10 protein-coding genes are annotated in these 12,373 nt (G+C 44.3%); 6 read left to right on the plus strand and 4 right to left on the minus strand.

The annotated features are described in order from the left end of the window. The first annotated feature begins 64 nt into the window (after positions 1-64). Entirely contained in the window at positions 65-1,183 is a 1,119-nt protein-coding gene (locus L0P89_RS01290; protein WP_235266598.1) for a PQQ-dependent sugar dehydrogenase, read from the plus strand. 162 nt (positions 1,184-1,345) lie between these two features. On the opposite strand, the gene L0P89_RS01295 is transcribed toward L0P89_RS01290, so the two are convergent. Genes L0P89_RS01295 through L0P89_RS01305 form a run of 3 tightly spaced genes read right to left on the minus strand, consistent with a single transcriptional unit; the run spans position 1,346 to position 3,434 of the window. Further along, complete coding sequence (locus tag L0P89_RS01295) at positions 1,346-1,870, minus strand: hypothetical protein (protein ID WP_235266599.1); 525 nt, start codon at positions 1,868-1,870, stop codon at positions 1,346-1,348. Continuing rightward, positions 1,871-2,683, minus strand: coding sequence for an N-acetylmuramic acid 6-phosphate etherase (murQ, locus tag L0P89_RS01300; RefSeq protein ID WP_235266600.1), 813 nt, complete (start codon positions 2,681-2,683; stop codon positions 1,871-1,873). Between the two features lies 1 nt (position 2,684). Further along, the gene (locus L0P89_RS01305; RefSeq protein ID WP_235266601.1) at positions 2,685-3,434 is read right to left on the minus strand and encodes a DeoR/GlpR family DNA-binding transcription regulator; all 750 of its coding nucleotides are present in this window, start codon (positions 3,432-3,434) and stop codon (positions 2,685-2,687) included. Positions 3,435-3,648: 214 nt separating this feature from the next. Between L0P89_RS01305 and nagB the strand changes: the two genes are divergently transcribed. The 5 genes from nagB (at position 3,649) to L0P89_RS01330 (ending at position 11,077) form a co-directional block, all read left to right on the plus strand. Further along, on the plus strand, positions 3,649-5,568 hold the full coding sequence (nagB, locus tag L0P89_RS01310; protein WP_235266602.1) for a glucosamine-6-phosphate deaminase: 1,920 nt from the start codon (positions 3,649-3,651) through the stop codon (positions 5,566-5,568). Positions 5,569-5,666: 98 nt separating this feature from the next. Further along, positions 5,667-7,121, plus strand: coding sequence for a glycoside hydrolase family 10 protein (locus tag L0P89_RS01315; protein WP_235266603.1), 1,455 nt, complete (start codon positions 5,667-5,669; stop codon positions 7,119-7,121). A 68-nt stretch (positions 7,122-7,189) separates the two neighbouring features. Further along, positions 7,190-8,467 carry an MFS transporter gene (locus L0P89_RS01320; protein WP_235266604.1) on the plus strand — a complete coding sequence of 426 codons (1,278 nt, stop codon included), beginning with the start codon at positions 7,190-7,192 and terminating at the stop codon, positions 8,465-8,467. After that, on the plus strand, positions 8,460-9,995 hold the full coding sequence (locus tag L0P89_RS01325) for a glycoside hydrolase family 3 protein (RefSeq protein ID WP_235266605.1): 1,536 nt from the start codon (positions 8,460-8,462) through the stop codon (positions 9,993-9,995). The genes L0P89_RS01320 and L0P89_RS01325 overlap by 8 nt, the downstream gene beginning before the upstream one ends. 2 nt (positions 9,996-9,997) lie before the next feature. Continuing rightward, on the plus strand, positions 9,998-11,077 hold the full coding sequence (locus tag L0P89_RS01330) for an anhydro-N-acetylmuramic acid kinase (RefSeq protein WP_235266606.1): 1,080 nt from the start codon (positions 9,998-10,000) through the stop codon (positions 11,075-11,077). Positions 11,078-11,081: 4 nt separating this feature from the next. On the opposite strand, the gene L0P89_RS01335 is transcribed toward L0P89_RS01330, so the two are convergent. Further along, positions 11,082-12,311: a multidrug effflux MFS transporter gene (locus tag L0P89_RS01335; RefSeq protein ID WP_235266607.1), complete on the minus strand. Its 1,230-nt coding sequence runs from the start codon at positions 12,309-12,311 to the stop codon at positions 11,082-11,084. Between the last annotated feature and the right edge of the window lie 62 nt (positions 12,312-12,373).

Below are 12,373 nucleotides of genomic sequence, written 5' to 3' on the forward strand. Positions count from 1 at the left end.
TTCTTTTTATCTTCGGCACAAGACCGTAATTCATCTATATAATTATAACTTTCAACGTGAAATTATGAAAAAAAGTGCATTATATCTCTATTTTTTCGTTGTAATGCTCACCACGTCATGTGCGCAAAAGACGGATAAGGGCATAAATCTTCCAACAGAGATCAACTTCACAACAAAATTGGTGGTCGATGGATTGAAAAACCCATGGGGAATGGCCTTTTTACCCGATGGAAGCATTTTGATCACCGAAAAATCAGGTGAACTCATCCTTTTTAAAGACGAAAAAAAGATTGATATCGGTAACCCTCCAGAAGTTGTCGATAAGGGGCAGGGCGGTTTTTTGGATGTAGAGCTACATCCAGATTATGCCGATAATGGATGGATCTATTTCTCTTATTCCTCCAAAGAAGGAGAGGGCAAAGGGGCCAATACGGCCATTATGCGCGCCAAACTGAGCGAGAATCGTCTTGTAAACAGGGAAATATTGTACAAAGCGGTACCCAATACCACCCGTGGACATCATTTTGGCTCACGATTGGAGTTTGACAATGAGGGTTATCTCTACTTTTCAATAGGTGACAGGGGCAATCGGGATGAAAATCCGCAAGATATCACCCTAGACGGTGGCAAAATCTACCGCATACATGATGATGGGCGCATACCTGATGACAACCCTTTTATAGGCAAATCTGGAGCCAAAACAGCCATTTACAGCTACGGACACCGAAATCCACAGGGATTGACCAAACACCCTGAAACGGGCGAGATTTGGGAACATGAACACGGCCCAAGAGGTGGTGACGAGATCAATGTCATCGAAAAGGGCAAAAATTATGGCTGGCCGGTCATCACGTACGGAATCAATTACAGCGGCACTAAAATCACCGATGAAACCTCTCGGCCCGGTATGGAGCAACCTGTATATTATTGGACACCCTCCATAGGGCCCTGCGGCATGACCTTTGTCTCTTCTGACAAATACCCCGATTGGAAAGGCAATCTTTTGGCGGGTTCGCTCGCCTTTCAGTACCTAGAACGCTTGGTAATCGAAAACAACAAGGTTACTTATCGTGAAAAGCTGTTGGATGGTATGGGTCGTTTACGTAACGTTCGCCAAGCCCCTGATGGCTATATCTATGTGGGTATTGAGGGAAAGGGCATCTATCGGTTGGAGCCAAAGTAGATTGATGGTTGGTAGTTGGTAGTTAATGGTTAATGGTTAATGGTTAATGGTTAATGGCTAAAAGCCAACGACTAAAAGCTAACGCCTAACGTCTAACTTCTAAAGTCTAAAGTCTAACGCCTAACGCCTAACGCCTAACGCCTAAAAGCTAACGACTAAAAACTACCGACTAACAGAAGCTAAAACTTTAAGGGCTTTCTTGGAAACCGATTTTCTGTTATCGTTTGTTAACCGCTCTAAATGAGGAATCAGCCATTTCTGTAATTCTTCATCTTTTTTAGCCCACTTTGCCAAGGTATCCATGGTTTGATTGAGCACTATCCAATCATTGTGATGGGCCAGGTTATGTTTCAATAGGGTTTTGGCCTTGGCCATCTGTGCTTTGGCCATATCATTTTCCAATAGCAAAAAAAGTTGCGCCAATGTCCATTGGGTAGAGGCCTGATCAATGTTGGCGATATCATCCAAAAACCTATCCAAATAAGGCAAGAGCAAGTCTTTTTTGGCTTTGCAGATGCGTTTCATGGCATTTGACACCCGCAATCGCACCACCTCGTCCTCAGAAAAATAACAATGGAACAGCTCGTCAAAAAGTCCGTGATCTGCCAATACCTCATCTACGAGTTCAACGGTATTTCCCAATGAGTTGGGATGGCCGCCCTTTAGCCGTTGTTCAAAATCGGGCATTTATTGCAGTTCTTTTAATGCTTCCCTGACCGAACCATATTTTTTTAGGGCTTTTTCGGCCTCTTCGTAATCCATACCGAGGGCCTCGACCAAATAGCGGGTACCGCGATCGACCAATTTGTTGTTGCTCAGCTGCATATCGACCATTTTGTTGCCCTTTACCCTACCGATTTTGATCATCAAAGCACTTGAGATCATGTTCAGCACCAATTTTTGGCTGGTACCACTTTTCATACGGGTACTGCCCGTGACAAATTCAGGGCCTACTTCAATTTCAATGGCAATATCTGATAGCTTGGCCAATGGTGAACCGGGGTTGTTGGTAATGCCCGCGGTAAACAATCCATTCTTTTTTGCATCTTCGATACCACCCAATACATAGGGCGTGGTACCAGATGCCGCAATGCCCACCAACACATCGTTTTCATTGATGCCGTATTGCTGTAGGTCTTTCCAAGCTTGTTTGGTGTTATCTTCAGCGAATTCTACAGCCTTACGTATGGCACTGTCACCCCCTGCGATCAAACCGATGACCCTGTCATGCGGCATACCATAGGTCGGGGGAATTTCAGAAGCATCCAAAATGCCCAGTCTTCCGCTGGTACCTGCCCCAATGTAAAACAAACGACCCCTTTTTTGAAAACGTTTGGCCGTGGCATCGACAAGTTCGGTAATTTGTGGGATTACCTTTTCGACGGCATAAGCCACTTTCTTGTCCTCCTCATTGATGTTGCGGAGCAATTCGGCAGTCGGCATTTTTTCCAGATCATTGTACAAAGAGGGTTCTTCGGTTATTTTGTGATAGTCGGGCATATTACAGCAAACGTATTTCTTGATTTCTAAAATTATTCAATAAAGGATGATCGGCATCTAATTCGGTAACCATCGTATCAATGGCATTCAACTCACAGGTCTTAAAGCGGTGCTGCGAATTCAGCTTTTCAGAAATACAGAGCAAAACCGTTTTTTTTGAGGCCTGAATCACTGCTTTTTTGGTCTGGACAATATCCCAATCAAATTCGGTCAAACCAAATTGGGCATCAACATAACCTGTACCTATAAAACTATAATCTGCCTTGATCTGTGACAAATTATGAACAGCATTGGCCCCAATGGCGATCTGTGAATCTTTTGACAGTACCCCCCCTATGAAGACAGTCTCTACATTGGGTTTGTTCAGCAATTCCATAGCAACGGGCAAACTGAGCGTAAAACAGGTCAAATATAGCTTTTCTGGCAATATTCTGGCCAGTTCAAGACAGGTAGTACCACCATCGATAAGAATAACACTATTGTCTTTCAACAATTTGACGGCCTTTTCGGCAATTGCCATCTTTTGTTCAAGCGCATAAACATTGTTTCGGGCGGGACTATAATTGGCGAAACCCAATGAAACCGCACCACCGTGCACTTTTCTAAGTCTGTTGTCAGCATCCAGTTCCTTTACATCACGACGTACCGTATCTATTGAAACATCCAATTTTTCGGCAATATCGGTCAACAATACCCGATTGTGCAGTTCAACCTCATTTAAAATGGTTCTTTGTCGCTCTTCCTTTAGCATTTTGTTCGTTGCAAATCACAAATGCTGCAAAGATAGTCATTTTAGAATGATGCTGTTTTATCCTGCATTAAAGTTAAAAAATTGTTATTAATTGCATAAAACAGCAAATAAAAAAGCAAAAAACAGCAATATCGGATTTTTATTGTTTACTTTTGCCACGAGAAAATCAATCGCTGCCAACAATGTCATATTAGATGACCCAATTTTGTGAAATATGCTAGATACCAAGAAAAAAAACATTTCATACCAGCCCGCCGGCCAGTTTGAAGAAACACGGTTTGAAAAAGTCCATAATGTGATTTTTGAAAGCTCTAATGAGGCCTCCATTCAAGTAGCAGAAGAAATCGCCGACCTTATTCGTGAGAAGAAATCTAAGGGACAGACCTGTGTTTTGGGTCTGGCCACAGGGTCTTCCCCAATTCGTGTGTACGAAGAATTGGTTCGCATGCACAAAGAGGAAGGATTAAGTTTCACTAATGTGACCACTTTCAACCTTGATGAATATCTGCCGATGGACAAAGAGAACCGTCAGAGTTATTTTCATTTCATGCACGAGCATTTGTTCAACCATGTCGATATTTTGCCTGAAAATGTCCACATTCCCGATGGCAAGGTATCAGCCGAATCCGTCAAGGAATATTGTCTAGCCTATGAAAAGAAAATAAAAGATGCAGGCGGTATCGATTTTCAACTTTTGGGTATCGGTCGTACCGGGCACATTGGGTTCAACGAACCTGGATCCCATTATAATTCTGGCACAAGGGTCATCACCCTTGATCATATCACCCGTGTTGATGCAGGGCCCACATTTTTGGGCATCGACAATGTACCGCGCAAGGCCATCACAATGGGTATCGCAACCGTTCGAAGTGCCAGAAGAATTATATTGCTCGCATGGGGCCAAAACAAGGCAGAAGTCATCAAAAAGACGATTGAGGGAGAAATATCTTCAGAAGTACCGGCAACCTATCTGCAAGAACATGATAATTGCACTTTTGTTCTAGATGAAGCGGCAGGCAGCGAACTGACAAGAAACAAAACCCCATGGTTGGTCGATGAGTCATTGGATTGGACAGAAAGCCTAACGGCCAAAGCAGTGGTATGGTTATGTCGGCAAACAGATAAATCTATCCTTCGATTAACCGATAAAGACTATAATGATAACGGTATGTCTGGCCTATTGGCCCAAGAAGACTCATATGACCTCAATATTCGAATGTTCAACCGGTTGCAACATACCATAACCGGCTGGCCCGGTGGCAAGCCCAATGCCGATGACACCAAACGCCCAGAACGGGCAGAACCTGCAAAAAAGAGGGTCATTATTTTTAGTCCACACCCTGATGATGATGTCATTTCAATGGGAGGGACATTTGATAGGCTCGTCCAACAAGACCATGAAGTACATGTGGCCTATCAAACCTCTGGCAATATCGCAGTTTCTGATAAAGATGCACTTCGGTATGCTGAAATCGCCAAGACCATCGCTCCTTCAAAAAAAGCACAGTCTGTCATTGATGCCATAAAAGCCAAAAAGGAAAGCAGTATAGATCCCCTTGAGGTAAGAAAGTTAAAGGGTTACATCAGAAGGGGCGAATCATATGGTGCGACGCGATATTTGAAGCTTGACGATTCAAACGTCCATTTTCTTGATTTGCCGTTCTATGAGACCGGAACCATCAAGAAGAAAAATCTTTCGGAAGAAGACATTCAGATAATGATGGAAATCATTGCCAAGGTAAAACCGCACCAAATCTATGCCGCCGGTGACCTTGCCGATCCACATGGTACCCACAAAGTATGTCTTGATGCGGTTCTAGAAGCTGTGAAACGATTAAAAGAAGAGCCTTTCATGAAAGATTGTTGGTTATGGCTCTACCGCGGGGCCTGGCATGAGTGGGACGTTGACCAAATTGAAATGGCGGTTCCCATGAGTCCAGACCAAGTGCTTAGAAAAAGGAATGCCATATTCTGCCACCAATCACAGAAAGACGGAGTGATGTTTCAGGGAAATGATTCAAGGGAATTCTGGATGCGTGCCGAAGAACGAAACAAAGAGACCGCCCAATGGTACAACAAATTAGGGTTGGCCGATTATGCCGCCATGGAAGCATTTGTGAGATATCATTTCTAAAACTTAAAAACTTTATTTTTAAAGACTATCTGACATCATTTTCAATGTTCAAAAAACTATCGGTGCTTTTCATACTCATATTTGCTTCGTGTGCAAGCATGAAATATGTGAAGCATCCGAAAAATGAGTTCAGGGGTGTATGGGTGGCCACCGTGGTCAATATCGACTGGCCCAAAAACGGAAACGATTCCGTAGAAAAACAAAAAGAGGATTTTCTGCGGATTCTTGACTTCTACGATGACCTCAACTTCAATACATTGATCGTGCAGGTCAGAACCGCCGGCGATGCTTTTTACCCTTCGAGAATGGCCCCTTGGTCGCGTTTTTTGACCGGCACCGAAGGGCGTTCAAAGGCGGCATTTGAAGACCCTCTACAATGGATGCTCGAAAAGACCCATGAACGCGGCATGCAGTTTCATGCATGGTTGAACCCATATCGGGCAACCTTTGACCTTGACACCACCATACTGGCCGAAACCCACGACTTTTACCAACACCGTGACTGGATGCTCAAATATGGTAAGAAATACTACTACAATCCGGGTATCCCAGAAGTGTGGGAACATCTTACCGAAGCTGTCGAAGAAGTGGTAAACAATTATGATATCGATGGGGTACACTTTGACGATTATTTCTATCCCTATAAAATCGAGGGAGAAACGTTCAATGACTCACTGGCCTATATTGAAAACGCATTGCCCGATCAAGATTTGGAAGACTGGCGTCGCAGCAATGTGGATTCATTGGTGAAGAACATTCACCTGATGATCGAGAAGAAAAAACCTTGGGTACGCTTTGGAATTAGTCCGTTCGGAGTTTGGAAAAATAAATCGACCGACCCCAGCGGCTCTGATACCCAAGCGGGCCAGACCACCTACGAAGACCTTTATGCCGACCCTTTGCTCTGGATGGAGAAAGGATGGCTGGATTATATTGTGCCGCAAGCCTATTGGAGCATGCACTACCCTGCCGCATCACATGAAACCATTGCACGCTGGTGGGCAGAAAAGAGCGAGAACGCCAATCTATATATGGGCAATGGCCCATATAAGATCCGAAACAATCCCGATAAGGCATGGAAGCGTAAAAGAGAGCTGCCCAAACAACTTCTCTTGGCCCGTTCACTGCCCGAGATAAAGGGTAATGTCTTCTTCAGTGCGAAATCATTGATTGACCGTCACGAAGATGTGACCAGAAAGCTTAAAAGAAAATTTTATGGGCAACCCGCAGCGGTCCCAAGCATGACCCGATCAGAAAAGCGCACCCTCCCGAAACCGGCGATCGCTTCACTCAAACGATTCAATACAAATATCGAGATCTGTATTTCACATTTTGATTCTGTGCCGCGCTTTATCTCGTTGTACAGTTTAAAAGATAACACCGGTGTTCACTCAAAAACCCTCTTAAAAAAGGGATATATGGTGGCCAATGATGCTGAAAGTTGTTTTACGCTCGAACTTGGCCGAAGACAATCGAAACAGTATTTGGGTGTGGCCCTGATGGATGCATACGGAAATTCAAGTGATCTTGAGGTGGTCTCTTTGGAGGATTGACCATTTAAAAAGTTAACTTCCTAGAAAAATATGGATATTCGCAACAACCAAACCACTTTCTTTCTCTAATGGCAGAAATCCAAAAAGACAAACGGGCATGGGCATGGGTACCGCTATTGTATTTCACACAAGGGCTTCCATACGTTATCGTGGTCACCGTATCGGTCATTATGTACAAAAAACTGGGCATCAGCAATGCCGACATCGGATTGTACACCAGTTGGCTGTATCTGCCATGGGTCTTAAAACCGCTTTGGAGTCCGTTTGTAGATTTAAAGAGCACCAAGCGCAATTGGTTCTTGGTCATGCAACTGTTGATCTCCATCGCACTTTTAGGGGTGGGCCTGACCTTGCCAACCAATATTTTCTTCATCACCACTTTGGCCTGTTTTTGGATGGCCGCTTTTGCCTCGGCAACCAATGACATTGCTTCGGACGGATATTATATGATCGGCCTGACCGAAAAAAAACAATCGTTTTTTGTGGGCATCCGCAGCACTTTTTACCGTTTGGCCATGGTCACTGGTGAGGGGCTCATCGTCATCTTGGCAGGCTTCCTCGAAAACCACTATGGCGACAACGCCAAGGCTTGGAGTGTAACCATGACCGCTACGGCCTTTCTGATGTTGGCCTTGACGGTTTCCAACTTTTTTGCCACTCCGAAATATGAATCTTCGGCCAATATTACCCTCGAAAAACCAAAAGGATTTCTTGAAGTGTTCGTTTCCTTTTTCAAGAAACCCAACATTGGCATTGCCTTGGCTTTCATACTCACCTATCGGCTGGGTGAATCACAGTTGGTCAAAATGGCCGCTCCTTTTTTGTTAGATCCCCTTGAGAAAGGTGGTCTGGGTTATTCCACAGAACAATTGGGCACCATTTTTGGCACTGTAGGGGTCATCATGCTCTCGGTAGGTGGAATTCTAGGGGGCATTCTTATCTCACGTGACGGACTTAAAAAATGGATGCTGCCCATGATACTTTCCCTGAACGTGCCCAATATACTGTACGCCATTCTGGCCATTACGAAAACCACAAGTATTGTGGCAGTGACCACAACGGTAGTATTTGAGAAATTCGGTTACGGCTTTGGCTTTGCCGCTTTTCTGATGTACCTCATCTATATTGCCGAGGGTAAATCAAAAACATCACATTATGCCATTGCCACAGGTTTTATGGCCCTGGGCATGATGTTACCGGGCATGTTAAGTGGTTTCATGCAAGAATGGCTGGGCTATAGTGGTTTCTTTGTCTGGGTGGTTATTGCCGCACTGCCTGCACTGCTGTTGTTGCCCTTTTTAAAATATCCGGCAGATTACGGTAAAAAGGGAAACAGCGATGACTAGACCGTTACCCTATTTCGAAGTATCACAACGACTTTCCATAAAAGAAAAAGTAGGACAATTGTTCATGCCCGCCGCCTTTATCAATGATAGCGAAGAAGAAGTGCTTCGACTTGAAAAATTGATTTCAGAGCATCATATCGGAAGCATCTGCTTTTTTCATAGTCGTGCGAGTGCTGCGACCAATTTTGAGGGCAAGAAAGAAGTAATCCACAACAAAAACAGTTTCGGCCGACTCAAAGAACTCATCAAACGGTATCGGGCAGCTGCCAAATACCCATTGTTGATCGCCATCGATGCAGAATGGGGTTTGGCCATGCGTATTGAAAATACACCGCAATATCCCTACGCCATTACCTTGGGCGCCATGCAAAATCAGGCAGAACTCGTATTCGAGGTCGGTAAACAGATTGGCCTTGATTGTCGAAAGGCAGGCATTCATTGGAATCTTTCCCCTGTGGTCGATATCAATTTGAACCCTGAAAATCCGGTGATCGGGTATCGGTCTTTTGGCGATGACAAAAAACAAGTGATCGAATATGCCAGGGCATACATAGAAGGTATGTACAGTATGGATGTTTTGAATTCGATCAAACACTTTCCAGGCCATGGCGATACCGCAGTAGATTCACATTTAGGGCTTCCCACCATCGAGAAAAGTGAACCAGAACTGCTACAAAACGAATTGTATCCTTTCACAGAACTGATGAAAAAGAACATAGATTCTGTGATGGTCGGGCATTTGGCGGTACCTGCATTGAGTCATGGCAAAGCTGAATCGGCTTCCGTTTCCAAAGCGATCATTACCGACTTTTTAAGGGAAAAATTGGGTTGGAGCGGATTGATCATTTCCGATGCGCTAAACATGCACGCGGTCTCAAAAAAGTTCGATAGAAAGGGAACAGTGGAATGTGCCGCCTTTGAAGCCGGAAACGATGTGCTCTGCTTTGCAGATCATGTTGAAGAAGGAATCCGTAACATTTTGGAAAAAGGAAAGACAGCACAAATCGAAAAAAGTTTTGAACGCTTATGGAAACTTAAAGAAAGGGCTCTTTCAAGTGAATTGGTAGATGGTCACCTACAGCAAGACGAAGAATTGATGCAAAACCTGGCCAAAGAAAGCCTCTCGTTGCTGAAGGGAACCTTTTCTGAACTTGAAGAATTCAGGAACAATGGCTTTGAATACTTACAGATAGGCAAGCAGAACGGGTTGTTTTCAGAATTGCTTTCCAATCGTACAAACAACGGCCCAAACACGCTTTTGGGCATCTTCCCCAAGCAGGTAAAACCCAAAGACAATTTTGGTCTTACAGACACAGAGTTGCAATTGATCGGCCAAACGCTCAAAGAAAAAAATACGGTGCTCTATCTTTTTGGCAATCCGTTTGTGCTGAACCTCATCGATTGGCAGCAAGCTAAAACGGTAGTGGTGGCCTATCAAGATTTTAGGTCATTTCAAGAAAACGCGGCAAACCATTTCATGGGCAAGATCGAGGCGAAGGGAAAGCTTCCAGTAACCCTAAAATCATAGGCATGGGCAAAATGTACAAGGTATTGGGCATGATGTCGGGCACATCGCTTGATGGACTCGATCTGGCGCACTGCCACATCTGGAATGAAAATGAGGCCTGGCACTTTGAGCTCAATGAATGTGAGGCTATTGGCTATGACTCAACACTATATGATAAGCTAAAGAATGCCATATACCTACCCGAAGAAGAACATGCCGAACTACATTTACAGTATGGCGATTGGTTGGGCCGGCAGGCCAAATTATTCCTTGAAAAATATGGGTTGACCATCGATTTCATAGCCAGCCACGGCCATACCTCACATCACAGGCCAGAGGAGGGCATCACCTTTCAATTGGGCGATGGGCAACAACTGGCCAATACCTCTGGTGAAAAAGTAGTTTGTGATTTTCGTTCTTTGGATGTGAAATTGGGCGGACAGGGCGCGCCATTGGCGCCCATTGGCGATGAACTGCTCTTATCTGAATATGACCTTTGTCTGAATTTGGGTGGAATCAGCAACATTTCCTTTAGAAAGCATAGCGAACGTTTTGCCTATGACATTGGTATGGCCAATATGCCCTTGAACCATCTCACAGAGAAAATTGGGGTGAAATACGATAAAGGCGGTAAACTCGCTGCAACAGGTGCTGTCATTTCTGGGTTGTTGAACGCATTGAACTCACTTGAATATTACCAGCTTCCCTATCCTAAATCTACGGGTTACGAATGGTTTACAGAAAAAGTAGTGCCCCTTATCGACCAAACAGATGCTTCAACGGCAGATTTGCTGCATACCGTGATCCATCATAATTGTGAGCAAATCGCCTTGGCCATAAAAGAAGAAGAACTGAACCACAACAATATGCTGGTCACCGGCGGTGGGGCACTGAACGATTTCTTCGTAGAAACCCTGCAACAAAAGTTAGGTGAAGATTGTGAGGTCCATATTCCAACAAAAAAAATAATCGAATACAAAGAGGCACTGGTCTTTGCCTTAATGGGTGTACTACGAATTGAAAACCACATCAATGTGCTCAGTTCGGTCACAGGGGCCAAAAAAGATTCGTGCAGCGGAGAAATCTTCTACCCTACCCCTTAGTATTTCAAACGGTTACCACTCTTTTTTTTCTACGGGAAATCAGAATAATACCCGCTGAAAGAAATCCACAAATCGCAAGGCCGACAAACAATGGCAGAGCAGTATCTTCTAAATATGAGCCTATCCACGAAGCGATCGGCACCGAAATTATTGTTGAGATAAAACCGTTGATGGCCGCGCCAATGCCGGCAATATGCCCGATGGGTTCCATGGCGATCGATCGAAAGTTGCCCCACATAAAGCCCAAACAGAAAAATTGAAAGAACAAAAAAGCCACCAGAATCATGACGTTAGGATTGGGAGTATTCCAAAACAACAATACATAGAGCAAGGCTATGCAACTAAACGCCAAAGTGGCCGCAAAAGAAAGGTTTCGCATACCAAACCGCAGTACCATGGTACCATTCGTGAAGGTTGAAGTACCGATTGAAATCGCCAATGCGGCAAACAAATAGGGAAAAGCATCCCGCAGACCATATTGGTCTTCAAAGATATGTTGTGCCGAACTCAAGTACACCAAAAAAGAACCCGTGACCAACCCTGAAATAAGGGTAAAGGCCACAGTTTCTGAATACCTGAACATCTCTTGGGCACCTTCAATAAAACTGCTAAGTGAAAACTTGATCTTGTATTCTGGCTTTAGCGTCTCGACTTGCCGTTTCCAGAACCAAATCCAAAGCAAAGCGGCCAGCACAAGATGGATATAAAAAATAGTCTGCCAATTGAAGTTATCTAAAATCACCTTGCCCAAGGCAGGTGCCACAACAGGTACCAAAATGAAGAACGCAGTGACAAAAGACATGACCCTGGCCATATAATCTCCCTTATACATATCCCTAATGATGGAAATGGCAATGGTTCTGTGCGATGAAAGCCCTATGCCCTGTAAAATTCTGCCCATTACCATGACCTCAAGGTTTGGGGCCAACAAACAAATGAAGCTGGCGATGCCAAATACCACAAACCCGGCATAGACCATAGGTTTTCGCCCATACTGGTCTGATAAGGGCCCAAAGAAGAGTTGGCCCAGACCAAGGCCCAAGAAAATCATGGTGACGAACAACTGGCTGTCTTTGGGATTGGTGTTTCCAATGGTTTCACCGATATTGGGTATTGCGGGCAAAAGCATATCAATGGCCAATGCCACAATAGACATCAACGATGCCATTAACGCTATAAACTCAAAGTTGGGCTTATCGGCTGACAAGGTAGGTTTGTCCTGAAAATTTTGCATAGCGCAAAAGTACAGCTACCCAATGGACTGGTCACTATTTTAGTGTGATAGTTTTGTTAACA

Origin of the sequence: Muricauda sp. SCSIO 65647, from assembly GCF_021534965.1 — a bacterium.
Classification (GTDB): domain Bacteria; phylum Bacteroidota; class Bacteroidia; order Flavobacteriales; family Flavobacteriaceae; genus Flagellimonas_A.

Excerpts from the sequence above, each read along its gene's own strand:
- L0P89_RS01315 (WP_235266603.1), top strand. The coding sequence starts at position 5,667 with ATGAAATATGTGAAGCATCCGAAAAATGAGTTCAGGGGTGTATGGGTG.
- L0P89_RS01305 (WP_235266601.1), bottom strand. The coding sequence starts at position 3,434 with ATGCTAAAGGAAGAGCGACAAAGAACCATTTTAAATGAGGTTGAACTG.
- L0P89_RS01290 (WP_235266598.1), top strand. The coding sequence starts at position 65 with ATGAAAAAAAGTGCATTATATCTCTATTTTTTCGTTGTAATGCTCACC.
- L0P89_RS01335 (WP_235266607.1), bottom strand. The coding sequence starts at position 12,311 with ATGCAAAATTTTCAGGACAAACCTACCTTGTCAGCCGATAAGCCCAAC.
- L0P89_RS01295 (WP_235266599.1), bottom strand. The coding sequence starts at position 1,870 with ATGCCCGATTTTGAACAACGGCTAAAGGGCGGCCATCCCAACTCATTG.
- L0P89_RS01320 (WP_235266604.1), top strand. The coding sequence starts at position 7,190 with ATGGCAGAAATCCAAAAAGACAAACGGGCATGGGCATGGGTACCGCTA.
- murQ (WP_235266600.1), bottom strand. The coding sequence starts at position 2,683 with ATGCCCGACTATCACAAAATAACCGAAGAACCCTCTTTGTACAATGAT.
- L0P89_RS01330 (WP_235266606.1), top strand. The coding sequence starts at position 9,998 with ATGGGCAAAATGTACAAGGTATTGGGCATGATGTCGGGCACATCGCTT.
- L0P89_RS01325 (WP_235266605.1), top strand. The coding sequence starts at position 8,460 with ATGACTAGACCGTTACCCTATTTCGAAGTATCACAACGACTTTCCATA.
- nagB (WP_235266602.1), top strand. The coding sequence starts at position 3,649 with ATGCTAGATACCAAGAAAAAAAACATTTCATACCAGCCCGCCGGCCAG.